The sequence below is a fragment of the Streptomyces sp. NBC_01426 genome (genome assembly GCF_036231985.1).
Lineage (GTDB): Bacteria > Actinomycetota > Actinomycetes > Streptomycetales > Streptomycetaceae > Streptomyces.
Map to the genome: position 1 here is coordinate 6,647,629 of NZ_CP109500.1, position 16,525 is coordinate 6,664,153.

15 protein-coding genes are annotated in these 16,525 nt (G+C 75.0%); 5 read left to right on the top strand and 10 right to left on the bottom strand.

Annotated elements, in window-relative coordinates:
- Positions 1 to 50: 50 nt before the first annotated feature.
- Positions 51 to 2,774 carry a phosphodiester glycosidase family protein gene (locus tag OG906_RS29715; RefSeq protein WP_329447175.1) on the top strand — a complete coding sequence of 908 codons (2,724 nt, stop codon included), beginning with the start codon at positions 51 to 53 and terminating at the stop codon, positions 2,772 to 2,774.
- Positions 2,775 to 2,786: 12 nt separating this feature from the next.
- On the opposite strand, the gene OG906_RS29720 is transcribed toward OG906_RS29715, so the two are convergent.
- From OG906_RS29720 to OG906_RS29730, 3 genes are all read right to left on the bottom strand, one after another.
- The gene (locus OG906_RS29720; protein ID WP_329447176.1) at positions 2,787 to 4,712 is read right to left on the bottom strand and encodes an ABC transporter permease; all 1,926 of its coding nucleotides are present in this window, start codon (positions 4,710 to 4,712) and stop codon (positions 2,787 to 2,789) included.
- A 240-nt stretch (positions 4,713 to 4,952) separates the two neighbouring features.
- Positions 4,953 to 5,780, bottom strand: a complete 828-nt coding sequence (gene modA / locus OG906_RS29725; protein WP_329447177.1) for a molybdate ABC transporter substrate-binding protein — start codon at positions 5,778 to 5,780, stop codon at positions 4,953 to 4,955.
- A 178-nt stretch (positions 5,781 to 5,958) separates the two neighbouring features.
- Positions 5,959 to 6,354: a TOBE domain-containing protein gene (locus OG906_RS29730; RefSeq protein WP_329447178.1), complete on the bottom strand. Its 396-nt coding sequence runs from the start codon at positions 6,352 to 6,354 to the stop codon at positions 5,959 to 5,961.
- Between the two features lie 134 nt (positions 6,355 to 6,488).
- On the opposite strand from OG906_RS29730, the gene OG906_RS29735 reads away from it, so the two are divergent.
- A complete protein-coding gene (locus OG906_RS29735) occupies positions 6,489 to 6,866 on the top strand; it encodes an RNA-binding S4 domain-containing protein (protein WP_053681862.1) in 378 nt (125 codons plus the stop codon).
- A 29-nt stretch (positions 6,867 to 6,895) separates the two neighbouring features.
- On the opposite strand, the gene OG906_RS29740 is transcribed toward OG906_RS29735, so the two are convergent.
- Together OG906_RS29740 and dhaL are read right to left on the bottom strand one after the other, a co-directional pair.
- Entirely contained in the window at positions 6,896 to 7,303 is a 408-nt protein-coding gene (locus tag OG906_RS29740) for a PTS-dependent dihydroxyacetone kinase phosphotransferase subunit DhaM (RefSeq protein ID WP_329447179.1), read from the bottom strand.
- The gene (gene dhaL, locus OG906_RS29745) at positions 7,300 to 7,905 is read right to left on the bottom strand and encodes a dihydroxyacetone kinase subunit DhaL (protein ID WP_267826648.1); all 606 of its coding nucleotides are present in this window, start codon (positions 7,903 to 7,905) and stop codon (positions 7,300 to 7,302) included. Before dhaL ends, OG906_RS29740 begins: the two co-directional genes overlap by 4 nt.
- Before the next feature lie 378 nt (positions 7,906 to 8,283).
- On the opposite strand from dhaL, the gene OG906_RS29750 reads away from it, so the two are divergent.
- Complete coding sequence (locus OG906_RS29750) at positions 8,284 to 8,538, top strand: hypothetical protein (RefSeq protein ID WP_329447180.1); 255 nt, start codon at positions 8,284 to 8,286, stop codon at positions 8,536 to 8,538.
- Positions 8,539 to 8,647: 109 nt separating this feature from the next.
- Positions 8,648 to 9,292, top strand: a complete 645-nt coding sequence (locus tag OG906_RS29755) for a fasciclin domain-containing protein (RefSeq protein ID WP_267796950.1) — start codon at positions 8,648 to 8,650, stop codon at positions 9,290 to 9,292.
- Positions 9,293 to 9,452: 160 nt separating this feature from the next.
- Here OG906_RS29755 and OG906_RS29760 read toward each other — a convergent pair whose 3' ends face one another.
- From OG906_RS29760 to OG906_RS29780, 5 genes are all read right to left on the bottom strand, one after another.
- Positions 9,453 to 11,630, bottom strand: coding sequence for a protein kinase domain-containing protein (locus OG906_RS29760; protein WP_329447181.1), 2,178 nt, complete (start codon positions 11,628 to 11,630; stop codon positions 9,453 to 9,455).
- Positions 11,631 to 11,635: 5 nt separating this feature from the next.
- The gene (locus tag OG906_RS29765; protein ID WP_329447182.1) at positions 11,636 to 12,568 is read right to left on the bottom strand and encodes a serine/threonine protein kinase; all 933 of its coding nucleotides are present in this window, start codon (positions 12,566 to 12,568) and stop codon (positions 11,636 to 11,638) included.
- A 98-nt stretch (positions 12,569 to 12,666) separates the two neighbouring features.
- Positions 12,667 to 14,781, bottom strand: a complete 2,115-nt coding sequence (locus OG906_RS29770) for a protein kinase domain-containing protein (RefSeq protein ID WP_329447183.1) — start codon at positions 14,779 to 14,781, stop codon at positions 12,667 to 12,669.
- Between the two features lie 164 nt (positions 14,782 to 14,945).
- On the bottom strand, positions 14,946 to 15,248 hold the full coding sequence (locus OG906_RS29775; RefSeq protein WP_329447184.1) for a YkvA family protein: 303 nt from the start codon (positions 15,246 to 15,248) through the stop codon (positions 14,946 to 14,948).
- A gap of 81 nt (positions 15,249 to 15,329) precedes the next feature.
- Positions 15,330 to 15,794 (bottom strand): MarR family winged helix-turn-helix transcriptional regulator, encoded by a 465-nt coding sequence (locus OG906_RS29780; RefSeq protein ID WP_267803426.1) that lies wholly within the window; start codon positions 15,792 to 15,794, stop codon positions 15,330 to 15,332.
- A 108-nt stretch (positions 15,795 to 15,902) separates the two neighbouring features.
- Here OG906_RS29780 and OG906_RS29785 point away from each other — a divergent pair, with 108 nt between their 5' ends.
- Positions 15,903 to 16,454, top strand: a complete 552-nt coding sequence (locus OG906_RS29785) for a DoxX family protein (RefSeq protein WP_329447185.1) — start codon at positions 15,903 to 15,905, stop codon at positions 16,452 to 16,454.
- The last annotated feature ends 71 nt before the right edge of the window (positions 16,455 to 16,525 follow it).

Below are 16,525 nucleotides of genomic sequence, written 5' to 3' on the forward strand. Positions count from 1 at the left end.
CGGCCCGGGTCGTGCCCCGGGGCCGCGCCGGGCCGCGAAATCCTTCCCGGGTGTCGATCCTCCGGCCGCCCCCGGTGGCCCTGCTCGCCTCGCTGCTCTGCGGCGCCCTGCTCGCCGGACCGCCGGCCGCGCTCGCCGCGGAGGTCGACGACGGCATCGAGACCGCCCGCACCTCCCGCCCGGTCGCCCCCGGAGCGCGGCTGGAGTCGTACGACCGGCTGGAGAGCGACCGTTGGCTGCGCGTCGACGAACTCGTCGTCGACCTCGGCGCCCCCGGCGGGGTACGAGCCGAGTACCTGGGCGGGCGCGGGGCCGAGACGGTCGCCGAGGCCGTCGCCCACCACCCGGCCGGGCCGGGGCGCCGCGTCGTCGGAGCCGTCAACGGGGACTTCTTCGACATTCGGGGAACCGGCGCCCCCCTCGGCCCCGGGGTGCGGGGCGGCCGGCTCCTGCACTCCGCCTCTCCCGGCCCCGGCGGCGGCGCAGCCGTCGGATTCGCCGCCGACGGCAGCGGCCGCGTCCTGCACCTCGGCCTCACCGGGAGCATCACCCTGCCGGGCGGGGCGGTGCGCACCCCGGCCGGGTACAACGCCGCCCGGCCACCCGCCGAGGGCTTCGCCGTGTACACCGCCGACTGGCCCGGCACCGTCCTCCCGGACACCGGGCCGACGGTGGAACTGCGCGACGGCCGGGTCGCCGTCGCGGTCGCGGTACCGGTCCTGCGGCGTCCCGCGCGCCGCGCACGCCCCGCTCCCGGCACCACCCTGCTGGCCGCGGCCGGGGCGGCGGCGCCCGAACTCGGCGCGCTGCGCGTCGGGGATCCCGTGAGCGTCACCGCCGCGCCGCTGCCGGAGGCCGGACCGGCACCCCTGGCGGCCGTCGGCGGGCGGGAGCCCCTCGTCGTGGCCGGGATCCCGCAGAACCACGACGGCGAACCGAACAACACGGCCGCCCCGCGCACGGCGGTCGGCCTCTCGCGGGACGGCCGGTCGCTGCGGCTGGTCACCGCCGACGGCCGCATGCGGGCCAGCGGCGGGCTCACCCTGACCGGGCTCGGCCGCATGATGCGCCGGCTCGGGTCCCACGAGGCGCTCAACCTGGACGGCGGCGGCTCCTCGACGCTCCTCGCCGCACTCTCCGGCGCGACCGCCCCGATCCTGGAGAACACCCCGTCGGACGGGAAGCCCCGCCCGGTCCCCAACGGCCTCGCGCTCACCGCCCCGATGGGCTCCGGACGGCTCACCGGCTACCGGGTCGAGGCCGCCGGCGGCGCCACCCGCCTCTTTCCCGGACTGACCCGCACCCTGACCGCCACCGGCCACGACTCCGCGCTCGGCCCGGCCCCCGGCACCCCCTCCTGGTCGGCCGAGGGCGCCGGCCGGATCGGCCCCGAGGGGGTCCTGCGCGGGTCGCGGCCGGGACCCGTCATCGTGCGGGCCCGCACGGACCGGCCCGGAGGCCGCCCGGCCGAAAGCGGTCCGGCCGAGGGCTCGTTGGCGCTGGAGGTGCTCGGGCCGCTGACCCGGATCCGCCCGACGCGGGACCGGATCGGGCTCGCCGACCGGACGGAGAGCGCCGGTTTCGACCTGACCGGGTACGACGCCCAGGGCCGCGCGACCACCGTCGAACCCGGGGACACCGTCTTGCGGTACGACCGCTCCCGTTGGCGGGTCGCCCCCGACGGCCGGGGCGGCTTCACGGTCCGGGCCCTGGTCGCGCGGGCCACCGGGCGGCTGCGCCTCACCGTCCCGGCCACCGGCGCCACCGCCGAACTGGCCCTCGGGGCGGGCCTGGACGCGCTGCCCCTCGCCGACCTGGAGGACGCCGGCCGCTGGAAGGGCACGGGTGCGGCCGCCGCCCCGGGCGAGGGCCACCCGGGCACCGGGATCGCGCTCACCCTCCCCGCCGCCGCCCCGACCGCCACCGCCGGCGCCCCCCGGCCGATCCCCCTGCCGGAGCAGGCCCGTTCGGTGTCCCTGTGGGTCCGCGGAGACGGGTCCGGGGCGCGCCCGGCGGTGCACCTGACCGACGGGGACGGGGCCGGGCTCATCCTGCGCGGCCCGGCAGCGGACCGGTCCGGCTGGCGCCGGATCACCCTGCCGCTGCCGGCGACGGCCGAGCGACCGCTGCGCCTCACCGGGCTGTCGGCCACCGAGGGGGGCGGCGGCGGCCCGGCCCGGTTGCTGCTGGACACGCTGACCGCCGAGACCCCGCCGACCGGGGCCGCCCCGAGGGTCACCCTCCCCCCGGACCCGGTCGTGTCGACCCCCGCCGGGGTACGGGCGCGGCCCTGGCGGTTCGCGGTCTCGCCGGACGGGCGGGCGCCGGGCGCCGGCGCGGACTTCGTCCTCGCCGGGGTGGACGGCCGCCCGGGGTTCACGCACCGGGGCGTGCGCTTCGTGCCGCTCGACGGTCGTCGCCGTACGCTCGACGCGGGCGGCGGGCTGGACCGGATGCGGGTCCTCGCCGAAGCCCTCACGGCCGCCGCACGGGAGCCTGGTACGGGCGCGGTGGCTGTTGTACAGCGGTACGCGCCCGGCATCGTCGACCGGAACGAGGCCGCCCTGCTGACCCGGCGCCTCGCCGAGTTCCGGCGCGCGAGCGGCAAACGCGCGGCCCTGTTCACGCTCGACGCCCCCCGCTTCGCGGCCGGTCGCACCGAGGGCGTGCCGACCGTCACGGTCGGGCCCGCCGGCCGGACCCTGATCGGGGTCGACGCCTTCGCGGCGGGGGAGTGGCTCTCGATCCTGCCCGGCTCGGCGACGGGGCCCTGACGCGGGCACCGCTCAGAGCGACACCAGCGTGATCTCGGTGGCCTTCACGCTGCACCAGACGGACGCCCCGTCGACGACGCCCAGTTCGGCGGCCGCCTCCGGGGTGATCTCCGCGACCAGGTCGGGTACTTCGGCCGACGCGACCAGCACGCGCAGTCGGCTGCCGGTCGCGGTGATCTCCCGTACGGTCCCGGGCCAGACGTTGCGCGCGCTTCCGCTCGGGCGCTCCCGGTGCAGCGACACGGCCTCCGGGGCGATGATCGCGAGCGCCGACGCCCCCTCGGCCTGTGTCTCCGGCACGACGAGCCGGCCGCCTCCGGCGAGGGCCAGTCCGTGTGCGGTGGTGGTGCCGGGCCAGGCGTTGCGGCCGAGCATGCGGGCGACCCAGGGGCTGCGGGGGTGGCGGGTGACCTCGGCGGGCGGGGCGTCCTGGAGGGTGTGGCCGTCGGAGAGCACGAGGACGCGGTCGGCCAGCGACACCGCCTCGACGGGGTCGTGGGTGACGATGAGGCAGACCCCGCCGAAGCCGGCGAGGTGGGTGCGCAGGGTGTGACGGACGCGGGCCCGGGTGGTCTGGTCGAGGGCGGCGAGGGGTTCGTCGAGGAGGAGGAGCCGGGGTCGGGTGGCGAGGGCCCGGGCGAGGGCCACGCGTTGGGCCTGGCCGCCGGAGAGCTGGGCGGGTTTGCGGTGGGCCAGGTGGCCGACGCCGAGGCGGTCGAGCCACTGCCGGGCCTCCGTACGGGCGCGGGCGCGGGACGTGCCGTGGGCGCGGAGTCCGTAGGCGGTGTTGGAGAGTGCGGTGAGGTGCGGGAAGAGGGCGCCGTCCTGGGGGACCCAGGCGACGTGCCGTTTGTGTGCGGGCAGGGCGGTGACGTCGGCGCCGCCGAGGGTGAGTCGGGCGTGGGCGCGGGGGGTGAGTCCGAGGAGCGCGCGCAGGAGGGTGGTCTTCCCGGCGCCGTTCTCGCCGACGACGGCGATGGTGGTGCCGGGTTCGGCGTCGAGGGTCAGCCGGTTGAAGCCGGTCACCTCGGCGTGCAGCGCCCAGCGGCCGTCGTCGTGGGCCGCGGCCGGCGGTGCCGGCGGAACGTGGGCGGCGGGGGAGTCCTCGGGCGCCGCGGGGGTCTCGGTGTCCTTGCGGGCGACGGGGGTTCCCGTCCACCGCCCGCGCAGGGCGATCAGTACGCCCATGGCGATCGCGAGCAGCAGCAGCGACACGGACGTGGCCGCCTCGGGGCTGTCCTGGAGCAGCAGGTAGACCTGGAGCGGCAGGGTCTGGGTCGCGCCGGGCAGGTTCCCCGCGAAGGTGATCGTCGCACCGAACTCGCCGAGCGCGCGGGCCCAGGTGAGCGCCGCTCCGGCGACCAGGCCGGGGGCGACCATGGGCAGGGTCACGGTGAAGAACACCCGGACCGGCGAGGCGCCGAGGGAGGACGCGGTCTCCTCGTAGCTCTGCTTCAGTCCGCCGAGCGCCCCTTCCAGACTGATGACGAGGAAGGGCATCGCGACGAAGGTGGCGGCGACGACGGCGCCGGAGGTGTGGAAGGGCAGCGTGATGCCGAAGGTGTCCTCCAGCCAGGGCCCGAGGAGGCCGCGCCGGCCGAAGCCCAGCAGCAGGGCCACACCGCCGACGGTCGGCGGCAGCACCATGGGCAGCAGGACGAGTGAGCGGACGAACGCCTTCCCCTTGAACTCCACCCGGGCCAACAACCAGGCCAGCGGCACTCCGAGGACCAGCGAGAGCCCGAGGGCCCAGAAGGACACGACGAGCGAGAGTTCGAGGGCCTGGACCACGTCGGGGCTGGTCAGGTGGGTGGTCAGTTCGGCCCATTGGGTGCGGGACAGGATGCCGACGAGGGGCAGCAGCAGGAACGCGACGGCGAGCAGGGCGGGGAGCGCCAGGGCCACGGGCGGCCTGACACGGGTACGGACTCTGGTCATGTGGGGTTCCTGGCTGGGGGCTTCGCCGGGTGGGAAGCGTACGGCGACGGGGGCGGACGGCGCGGCAGGTCGGGCGACACGCGCACGGGACTCGCGGACGGGACTCGCGGACGGGACTCGCGGACGGGACTCGTGCACGGGACTCGCGGACGGGACACGCGCACGGGACACGCCGAGAGGGGCCGCCTGTCCCCCCCCCCGGACCAGGCAACCCCTCTCGGCATGCGGGCGCGGGGCCCGTTACGGCTTCTGGAAGCCCGCGTCCTGGAGGATCTTCTGCGCCTCCGGGGTGCTCAGCCAGGCGACGAACGCGGCAGCGGCGTCGGCGTTCTTGGAGCCCTTGAGCGAGGCGGCCGGGTAGGAGGCCACGGCGTTCTGCCCGTCCGGGATGTCGACGACGGCGACCTTGTCACCGGACTTGAGGGTGTCCGTCTTGTACACGAGACCGGCGTCGGCCTCGCCCAGCTCCACCTTGCTCAGCACGGCGCGCACGTTGGGCTCTTGGGAGACCGGCTTCACCTCGACCTTCTGGGCGTCGAGGATCTGCTTGCTGTAGCGGCCGACGGGGACCTCGGGCGCGGCGAGCACGACCTTGATCTTGGTGTCGGCGAGGTCCTTGAGCTCGTCGATCTTGAACGGGTTGCCCTTGGCGCTCGCGATGACCAGGCGGTTCTTGGCGATGACGGTCGGGCTGTTGGTCTCGGCCTTGAGGCCGTCCATCGTCTTGGTGTCCGCGGTGACCAGGGCGTCGGCCGGGGCGCCCTGCTTGACCTGCGCGGCGAGTTCCTGCGAACCGGCGAAGGAGAACGTGACCTTCGTGCCCGGGTGCGTCTTCTCGTAGGCGGCGCCGGCGTTCTTGAAGACGTCGGTGAGGGAGGACGCGGCGAGGACGGTCAGGTTCGCGGCCTCGGGGGCGGCGGACGTCGCGGAGGAGGGGGCGGCGCTCGGGGAGGAGGCCGACTCGTCCTTCTCGTCGTCACCGCTGCCGCAGGCGGCCAGGACCGGTACGAGAAGGGCGGTGGTCAGGGCTGCGGCGACGGTACGACGGCGGTTCAGCGTCGGGGACATGAGCAGGGGCTCCTCGGTCGGGTCGGCGGCCGGCCTGGTGCCGGGACCGCGTGGTGGTGACCCGCGCCGGTGACGGGCGGAGCGGGTGGGGACGTTCGGTGGTGCTGAGCGGTGGTGCGGGGACCGCTGATCGGCGGCGGGTCGGTCAGGGACGCACCGACCCGCCACGAGGGAGGGATCAGCTGCGGTCGATGTGCACACTGGTGGACTTCACGCGGGCGGTGGCCTGCATGCCGACTTCCAGTCCGAGCTCCTCGACGGCCTCACGGGTGAGCAGGGAGACCAGACGGTGGGGACCCGCCTGGATCTCGACCTGGGCGGCCACGTCGCCGAGCTTGACGGCCGTGACGATGCCCGGGAAGGCGTTGCGCGCGGAGGTGTAGGGCTCCGCGTCCTCGGTGTGGGCTCCCTGGCCCACCTCGACGGAGAAGGCGGCCAGGGCGCGGCCGTCGATCAGGCGACGACCGCCCTCGTCGCGATGGGTCGCGACCCGGCCGGCGTCGGCCCAGCGACGCGCCGTGTCCGGGCTGACGCCCAGCAGACGCGCGGCCTGTCCGATGGTGTAGGACTGCATGGGCGACAAGGTAGGGGCACTTGTCCCGCATTTGCAATTCCATTGGGCCGATGTACATGGCAGATGCCATGGCCATTGGTGTTTCCGCCAAAAGCCATTCCGGGTTTCCCCGAGCCGCTCGTTAAAGTCTGGGCATGGCTGAAGAGGGATCGGGAACAGTTCGGGTCGACGCGTGGATCTGGGCCGTGCGCCTGACGAAGACCCGCTCGACCGCGGCGACCGCCTGCCGGGCGGGCCATGTGAAGGTCAACGGGGAACGCGCCAAACCGGCGCAGCCCGTACGGGTGGGGGACGAGGTGCGGCTCTTCCACGCGGGGCGCGAACGCATCGTGGTGGTGCGGCGGACGGTCGCGAAGCGGGTCGGCGCCCCGGTGGCCGCCGAATGCCTCACCGACAACAGCCCGCCGCCGCCCACGCCCGTCGAGGCGGCCGTGGTCGGCATCCGGGACCGCGGTGCGGGACGCCCGACCAAACGGGAGCGCCGCGAGATCGAAACCCTGCGCGGTCGCTAGACCCACCCCGTCGGAGCGTGCCGGGGGGCTCAGGCCTTCCGGTACGCGTACGCCTCCTCGGCCGCGGTCGCCACCGCGTCGAGGGGGGCTCCGGTGGAGGCGGTCACCACGGCCGCCACCGCCCCTTCCAGGAACGGCGCGTCGACCAGTCGGCTGCCCTCGGGCAGTTCCTCGTCCAGCAGCAGTGACTTGACCGAGAGCACCGAGCTGCCGAGGTCCACCAGGATCGCGACGCCCGCGCCCCGGTCCACGGCCCGGGCGGCCGTCACGATCAGCTCCGGGTCGGTGCCCAGGCCGCCGTCGGGACCGCCGCCCGCCGTGGCGACCAGGGCCGTCGCGCCACCCGCGGCGAGACCGGTGGCCAGCGCGGCCACCGACTCCGCGACCTCCCTGCTGTGGGACACCAGGACGATCCCGACCAGCGGCTCGGCGCTCATCCGCGCGCCTCCGAGACCTCGGCCAGGGCCCCCAGCAGCAGCGCCGACGAGGTGGCTCCCGGGTCCTGGTGCCCGATGCTGCGCTCGCCCAGGTAGCTGGCCCTGCCCTTGCGCGCCTGGAGCGGCACCGTCGCCAGGGCCCCGTTCTGCGCGGCCTCGCCGGCCGCACGGTACGAAGTGGCGAGCGCCGCCACCCCCGGCACCAGCGCGTCCAGCATCGTCTTGTCGCCCGGCGCGGCCCCGCCGAGCTGGGCGACCGCGCCCACTCCCGCGTACAGGGCCTTGCGCAGATCCTCGTCGGAGACCTCGGCGGCGTCGCCCAGCTCCTTGCCGGTGCGGCGCAGCAGCGTTCCGTACAGCGGTCCGGAGGCGCCGCCGACCGTGGAGATCAGGGTCCGGCCGGCGAGTTGCAGCACCGCGCCGGGCGTCCCGGGGCTCTGCGCTTCGAGGGCCGCCCGCACGGCGACGAACCCCCGCAGGAGGTTGCTGCCGTGGTCGGCGTCCCCGATGGGGGAGTCGAGCTCGGTCAGCCGGTCCGCCTCCCGTTCGACGACGGCCGCGACGGCGTCCATCCAGCGTCGGAAGAAGTCTGCGTCACGCACCGGAATCTCCTCGCCTCACGTCCACCCGGGGCAGTCCTTCCACCACCCTACGGTGACCCCGGCCCGACGGCCCCGACGCGAGGCACCGCGCGGCGCACTTGCCGGCACGCCTCGCCCGCCTCCCGGTGGACGCCTTCCCCGCGTCCTGCGCGAGGGGAAGCGGCACGACCTCGCCGGGGGCGGCGAGGACCTCGCCCGTGTCCGGCCTCGCCTGCCCCGTCGCCCGGTATGTCGATGGTGACGGGAAGGAGCTCCACGGGCGCTTCGTACGAGGTCGAGTCCATCCGCGGATTCTCGCAGGACGTCAACCCGTTGATCGGTTGTCATCCGAGAGGGGGAATGACCAATCCACCCGTCCGCCCGTGCCGAAGACGGGGTGTGAGCGACAACGGCAGCACCATCGAGCGCGACGCCCCGGAGGCGCCGACCGTCCTGCCGTCCGGAGTACCCGTCCGGACGGTGGTGACCCGTCGGGGTCTCCCGTCGGCGACGGGGCACTCCGCGCGGGCCTCGGTGGCGTCGGGTTCCCCCGACCGGCCGGGCGCGGCGCCCACCGGTGCTCCCGGCCCGGACCGCAGACCCCCCACCGGCCGCGCGAGCCGCCGGTACACGGTCGTGGTTCCCGCGGGCTGACCCGCCCGGCGGCGGTGCCGCCACCCCCACATCGCTCCTTCCGTACCACCCCCATGCCTGATTTCCCCCCCCGCATCACCCCCAGATGAACCCAAGGAGAACAACCGTCATGATGGCTCTTCGTTTCCGCCGTACCGCCGTCGCCGTCGCCGCCGCATCGGTCCTTCCCTTCGCGCTGGCCGCCTGCTCGGACTCCGGTGAGAAGTCGAGCGCCGGCAGCGCCGCCTCCGAGCAGGCCACCCCCGGCACGGACGCCGCCTCCACGCCCGCCATGGCGATGGACGCCCCGTTCGGCCCGGCGTGTGCGGGTGTGCCGAAGGAGGGCGCCGGCTCCTTCGACGGGATGGCCAAGGACCCGGTCGCCACCGCAGCCTCCAACAACCCCGCCCTGTCCACGCTGGTCGCGGCCGTCAAGCAGGCCGGACTGGTCGACACCCTCAACAACGCGAAGGACATCACCGTCTTCGCGCCCACCAACGACGCCTTCGCGAAGATCCCGAAGGCCGACCTGGACAAGGTCCTCGCCGACAAGGCCATGCTCACCAAGATCCTGACCTACCACGTCGTGGGCCAGAAGCTCGCTCCCAAGCAGCTCGACTCGGGCTCCTTCGACACCCTGGAGAAGGGCAAGATCACCACGGCCGGCTCCGGCGAGGCCTACAAGGTCAACGGAACCTCCAACGTGGTCTGCGGCAACGTCCCCACCTCCAACGCCACCGTCTACATCGTCGACACCGTCCTGATGCCCAAGTAGCACCGGCGCGCGCGAGGGTGCGCGCGAGGGATGAGCGCACGCCGTGCGGCTCCGGACTCCGGGGCCGCACGGCGGTTTTCGTCTGCCGGGTCCACCGGACGAGGCGCCGACGACGGGGCCGGGACCGGAGCAGGCGCCGGGACCGGGACGGGGCCGGGGTCTAGGACATCGGCAGGGCGATCGTCTTGCCCGCCTCCAGGCCGTAGAGCAGTTCGCCGTCCGGGTCCGCGGAGAGGCTCACGGCCGTGCACGTGTACCGCCAGGCGGGGCGTCCCGTGCCCAGCTCGACGGCCCGCAGCCCGATCGTGTCGATGTCGTACACGTACGCGGCGCCCACCACCGGTGCGGCCTCCCCCGTGGTGAGGGTGTCCTTCCGGGTCTTCTCCGCCCACTTCCCGGCGCCGGTGCGCGCGTCCACGCCGACGAGCCCGCGTCCGCCCTCCGCGGCGTAGACGACCCCGTTCCGGACCGCGGGAATCCCGTAACGACGTTGCCCCTGGGCGTTGTTCCCGAGGTCGCGGTCCGCGCCGAAGGACCACGCCACGCTTCCGTCGGTCAGCCGCACGGCCTGGAGGGCGTCGGCGCCGAAGTAGACGTGCTCGTCGTCCGCCGTGAACCCGTAGGGCGGCTTACCCGGGACGATCAGGGTCTTCTCCCACCGCCGCCTTCCGGTGGCCGGGTCGCGCAGGGTCAGCGTCAGGCCGTTCATGGCCTGCGTCTTCCCGCACACCAGCAGCCCGCCCTTCGTGAGATCGGCGAGGAGGTAGACCCTGTCGTACTTTCCGGAAGGCGCCTGCGCCGGCTCGCGCCACAGCTCCTTTCCGGTCGCCAGGTTCGCGGCCAGCAGGAACCACGCGTCGCCCGACACGGCCTTCGCGTGGAAGTAGGCCGTGCCGTCGCGCACGCAGAGCAGTTGGTTCCTCGGCTCGCCGCCGTCGAAGGCGGAGAGCGTCAGGACGGGCGGCTTCTTGTCGTCGACCGCCCGCGGGACGGCGACGAGGGCGAGGGCCTTGTCCGGGTCGGTCGACATGCGCAGGATGTAGGTGGCCTTGCCGTCGACCGCCACCCGTGTGGCGTCCTCGACGTCCTCGGACCAGTCGTACCTGCCCGTCTTCACGTTGATGCCGGTGACGGCCGATCCGCCGGGATGTACGAGAACGTCCCCGGCACGGGTCGGTCCCGCGCGGCGGCTCGTGTGCGCGATCTCCTTCGCCCACAGCGCCGAAGGCCCCCCGGGCAGCGGAGGTTCGGCCGTCTCCGCCCCCTCTCCGCGGCTCGCGAGCCAGGCCCACAGCCCGCCGCCGGCGAGGGCGGTGCCGGCGGCCGCGCCGCCCCACGCGAGCAGTCCGCGGCGGGACGTGCCGCCCGGCGGTGCGACGGTCGGCGGCTCCGTCGAGAAGTCCGAGGCGGATGACGGGAGTCGGGCTGGCGGCTCCTCCCAGACGGCCGCGCCGCGCCGGGCGATGTCGGCCAGCACGGCGGGCGCGAGCCCGTCGGCGAAGACACCGCCCGCGGGGGCGAGCCACCGGGCCAGCTCGGCCGTCGTGGGCCGTCCGGCGGGATCCTTGTCCAGGCAGCGTGCGAGCAGCGGCAGCAGTGCCTCGGGGACGCCGGTCAGGTCCGGTTCCGCGTAGCGCACCCGGTACAGCAGGTCCGCGGCCTGACCGCCGCCGAACGGGCCGTGCCCGGCCGCCGCGAAGACCAGTACGCCCGCCAGCGCGAACACGTCGCCCGCCGGCGTGTGGTCGAGTCCGCCGGCCTGCTCCGGGGACATGAACGCCGGGGTGCCGGTGGCCGCGCCGACGCGCGTGAGTCGCTCGTCCCCGAGGGCCCGCGCGATGCCGAAGTCGATGACCTTGGGCCCCTCGGCCGTGATCATGACGTTGGACGGTTTGAGGTCCCGGTGCACCACGTCGGAGCGGTGCAACTGGCCGAGCCCCAGGGCGAGATCGGCGCCCAGGTTCCGGACGCACACCTCGGACAGCGGTCCGCCGAGCCGGACGGCCTCGTCGAGCTGCGGGCCGATGACGTACTCGGTGGCCAGCCAGGGCGTCGTCGCCAGCGCGTCGGCCGCGAAGACGGCCGCGCCGTACTTGCCGCCCATGACCCGGGCCGCGTCCGCCTCCAGTCGGAAACGGGTACGGAAGGCCGGGTCGGCGGCGATCCTGGCGTGCACGGTCTTCAGCGCCACCGTCCGGCCGCGCGGCGAACGGGCCAGGTAGACGGTGCCCATGCCGCCGCTGCCGAGCCGGGCGAGCAGCCGGTGGTCGCCGAGGTGCGGGGGATCGTCGTGGGTGAGCGGCGCGAGGGGGGAACGGTCGGCCGGGGTGGCGGGCATCGGGGTCAGTGCACCTTCTGGGTGACCGTCGGGAACGGCGGGGGGAGGGTGGGCTCGGCGGAAGGCAGTTCGGCCGCCAGGAGTCCGGCGGACTGGGCGGCTAGCGCGGCGACGACCCGGCCCGGCAGGGCGGACGGACCGGCCGGAGCCGGGGCCGGCGCGCCGGGCGGGGCGTCGGCGGCGTGCGCGGTGAGCCCGTGGAGCAGTTCCCGCGCCGACCGCGGCCGGTCGGCGGGCGCCGACGCGAGACAGGATCCGATCAACCGCCGCAATGCCGGCGGCAGTTCGCTCTGCTCGGGCACGGTGTGGCCCGTCGAGGCGTAGGCCAGTACGGCGCCGAGCGCGAAGAGGTCGCCCAGCGGTGTGGGCCGCCCGCCGGAGGCCTGCTCCAGGGCCAGACAGCCCGGGTCGAGGCCGGGCAGCCCGGAGCGACGCGTGCCGTCGGGGGCGGCGGCCCGTACGGCGCCGACACAGGTCAACAGCGGTCCGTCCGCCGTGAGGAGGACGGCCGCCGGCGACAGCCCGGCGTGGGTGAACCCTCGGTCGTGCAGGTCCGCCAGGCCCTCGGCGAGGTCGGCGCCCAGTCGGCGCACGAGGTCTTCGGGCAGCGGCCCGCCGTACGCGGCGAGCGCGGCCGGGAGGGGCAGCACGGGCGTGTAGGGGGCGGTGGACCAGGGGGATCCGGCGGCGCCGCCGACCTCCGTGACGGGGAGCAGACGCGGCGCGCGGAGGCGCCGTGCGCCCTCGGCCTCGACCGCCCACCGGGACGGGTCGGCGCCGACGCGCGGCAGACACAGCAGGACGGTCCGTCGGCCGTCGGCGGTACGGGCGAGGAACCGGCGCTCGGGCAGGCCGCGTTCCGCGGATTCGGCGTCCAGCCGCGCCAGGATCACGTACGGCCCGACGTGTGAGGGGTCGTCCTGACGTAGGCGTTCCATGCGCGAGGTCCCCCGGGGTCGGCTGATGGCCCACCGAGCCTAAGCGGTGGTCGGGGGAGCGGGGGAATCGGGTGGGACGGGCCGTCGGGGCCCCGGGGTCATCCGACGGAGGGCATGGCCGTGATCTTCCCGTCGTTGACGAGGAAGACGCGGTTCTCGGCGCCTGACATCGCCCAGGGCCCGCGCGAGTTGGTGGACCAGCTCCAGAAGCGGGTGCCCTCGGTGGTCGAGTGCGCGGCGACGCCCTTCCCCTCCGCCAGGACCACCCACACGGTCCGGCCCTGGATCACGGGGCGTACGTGCGGCAGCGGACCGGGTCCGACCGCGCCGTACCCGAGGACCAGCATCCTTTCGGAGTCGAGCCTGACCAGGGTGTCGTCCTTCACGCCGATCACGGCGTCGCCGTCGCTCACCGGTGGTCCCCAGCCGCCGGCGCCGTCCACGGGGGCCGCGGCCGCGGCGTCGGACCAGGTGTCCCGGCCGCCGACGAGGTCGCGGACCGTCAGGGTCGGCCCGCCCAGGAAGACGGACTCCGTGATGGTCTCCGGGCGCTTGTGGGTGACGATGAGCGGTTCGACGGCGGAACCCGCCCGGCCCTTGGCCTCCCAGATGACGGCGCCCTGGAAGCACTCGAAGGCCCACGCGTTCCCGTTGGCACCGGACAGCACGAGCTTGTTGCGGGCGGCCGCGGCCTTGGGGCCGGACCCGAGCAGGGCGAGGGTCGGCAGCGGAACGGTCCAGCGGACGGTGCGCAGCCCGGTGTCGATCGCCCGCAGTCGGTTGTCCTGGGTCACCACGTACACGGCCTCGCCGTCGAACGCGAGGAGGCGGGTCACCTCGGCCGCGGGGAGCGACCACTCCGACGCGCTGGTCGAGGCGTTGTGGACGCGCAGCGCGCCGCCCGCGTCCGCCGCGAGGAACAGACGCTCCGTCATCGCCAGGAGACCGGCCCCCGGAGCGATGTCGGGCAGCCGCCACTTCTCCTCGCCGGTCCTGGCGAGATGGGCGACCAGACCGCCGTCCCTGCCCGCGAACATCACCACGTCGACCAGGGACAGGGGTGTGGTCGGCGCGCCGTCCGCCTGTTCCGCCGCCACCGGCAGAGGGCCCCACAGGGGTTTCGGCGCCCGGCCCGGCACCTTGGCGGGACGGTCCAACAGGGCCGCCCGGTGGGCGATTCCGTTCCGGGGCGGACCCTTCGGGGTCTCCTCGCGCATCGACCACCAGACCCCGGCGGCGCCGCCCGACACGGCCAGCAACCCGCCCGCGCCGATGGAGGTGCGCAGGAACCGGCGCCGCGAGGGCCCGTCGGTGACCGTGGCCCCCTCCGGCGCGGCCTGGCGCTCCGCCTCCGCCCGCCGGCGGGCGATGTCGTCGGCGAGCGGCCCCTTGCGCCAGGCCCGGTCCGCCCCGCGCGGGGGTGCGAAGGCCCCGGCGATCCGCTCGGGCGTGGGGCGCGGCCCCGGATCCTTGGCGAGGCAGGGGGCGATCAGCGCGCGCAGTTCGTCGGGCACGGTGGACAGGCGGGCTTCCCCGTGGACCACCTCGTACTGCACGGCGGCCACGTGCGTCCCGTCGAAGGCGCGTTGCCCGGTGGCCGCGTACACGAGGACCGCGCCCAGCGAGAAGACGTCCGCCGCCGGGCCCACGCGCTGCCCCAGGACCTGCTCGGGGGCGCCGTACCCGGGGGTGACGGGCACCTGGCCGGTGGTGGTGAGCGTCAGGCCGTGCTCGGGGCGGGCGATGCCGAAGTCGATGACCCGCGGCCCGGTCGAGGTGAGCACGATGTTGGCCGGCTTCAGGTCGCGGTGGACCAGTCCCGCCGCGTGGATGTCGCGCAGGGTGTCGGCCAGCGAGGCGGCCAGCGCGCGCACCCCGGAGGCGTCGAACGGGCCGTACGCGCGTACCGCCTCGTCGAGGGTGGGGCCGGAGAGGAACTCGGTCGCGATCCAGGGGCGGTTGCCCTCGCTCTCGGCGCCCAGGACCCGGGCGACTCCGGCGCCGGTGACCGCCCGCGCGGTGTGGGCCTCGCGCAGGAAGCGCTGCACGAGGTTCTGGTCGTGCGCCAGTTCGGGCAGCAGCACCTTCACGGCGGCGGTGGCGCCGGTGTGGTCGCGGCCGAAGTAGACCTTGCCCATGCCGCCTTCGCCGAGGACGCCGATGACGCGGTAGGGGCCGAGTCGGATCGGGTCACCGGGGCCGAGAGGTTTCATGGGGCCGCTTCCTGTCCTGCCGGGCCCGACTCTCGGCCCCGGGGCGCGCGGCGTTCGGGCCGGCGTGCCTGGGTGGGGCCATCGTTTCACTGGCCGGTACGCGAGTGGTCCCGGGGGCGGCAGGGGCGGCGGTCCGTTGAGGGGGCGGGGCGGTGGCGGTCGGCTCAGGGCAGGGCGCGGTCCGGTGCCTTGCCGGCGCCGCGGGCCGCGGTCGCCGCCGCCTGCAGGGAACGCAGGGCCAGCAGGAGGACCCCGATGTCGTCGAGGTACACGGGGTCCGGGATCAGGTCCACGGGCGAGATCGTGTAGGCGACGGCCACCCAGAACAGGGCCTTGTCCCGCAGCGGGATCCCCGCGTCGACCAGCAGCCTCCGCGCCTTGAACACCCGCACGAGCAGTACGGCGGCCAGGGCCGCCAGCCCGACGGCGACGACCACGGCGATGGTGAGCCAGACTTTTCCGTCCATGCCACTCCTCTACCCCGTGCGGGCGGGAACCCTCGGTCGGCGGCCCGTTCCCGGGCGCGCTGCTCCTCGGACGGCCGTACCTCAGGCGCCTTGTTCCCGCAGTCGGCGGGTGACCTCGCCGAGGCCGGCGGCGAGGGCGTCGAGCTGGTCGGGCGTGAGCACGTCGATGAGCGCCTCCCGGACGGCGGCCACGTGGCCCGGCGCCGCCGCGTCCAACCGGGCGCTGCCCGCGTCGGTGAGGACGGCGAAGACCCCGCGCACGTCGGAGGGGCAGCTGCGGCGGCGGACCAGCCCGGCCTTCTCCATCTGGGTGACCTGGTAGGTCAGCCCGCTCTTGGAGTTGATCAGTCCGTTGGCCAGCTCGGTCATGCGCAGCTCGCGATCCGGGGCCGCCGCCAGGCGAACGAGGATCTCGTACTGGGGGTGGGAGAGCCCGGAGTCGTCCTTGAGCTGCTGGTCGAGGCGCCGGTTCACCAGGGCGGAGGCGGCCAGGAAGCCGTCCCAGGCCCGCATCTCGCGGTCGTCCAGCCATCTCGTTTCAGCCATGGTCACAGGGTACACGGGTTGTTCGAATTTGAATCAATGGTTAGGGTCGGGACCGCCGGTTCGAATTTGAACTACCGACTCGGACCGACTCGACCGGAAGGAACCCCCATGACCAGCGCCTCCGCCACCACGACGAAGGCTCCGGCCGCCGCACCGGCCGCCCCCCACTCCACCACCTCCGGCATCGACGCCGGCCTGCTGCTCCTGCGCGTCGTCCTCGGCCTCACCATGGCCGCCCACGGCAGCCAGAAGCTGTTCGGCTGGTTCGGCGGGGGCGGCATCGGCGGCACCGGCGAGTTCTTCACCGCGAGCGGCTACCCGGCCGGGGACGCCATGGCCGTCCTGGCCGGACTCACCGAGACCCTCGGAGGCCTCGGCCTCGCCGTCGGCCTGCTCACCCCGCTCGCCGGCGCCGCCCTCGTCGGCACCATGATCAACGCGATCGCCGTCCACGGAGTCGGCTCGTTCTTCGCCCCGGAAGGCGTCGAGTACGAACTGCTCCTGACCGTCGGCGCCGCGGCCCTCGCGCTGACCGGCCCCGGCCGGTACGCGGCCGACCGCTTCCTCCCCGTACTGCGCGAGAACCGCGCGGCCCACGGCGCGCTCGCCCTCGCCCTCGGCGTGGTGCTCGGCGGCGTGTTGCTGCTGGTGCGCGGCTAGCGAGACCCGCGGGAGGCGGCCCGGGTCGTGTCGAGGATCCCGCCCGGCGCGGGGTGAAAGACACCGAAAAC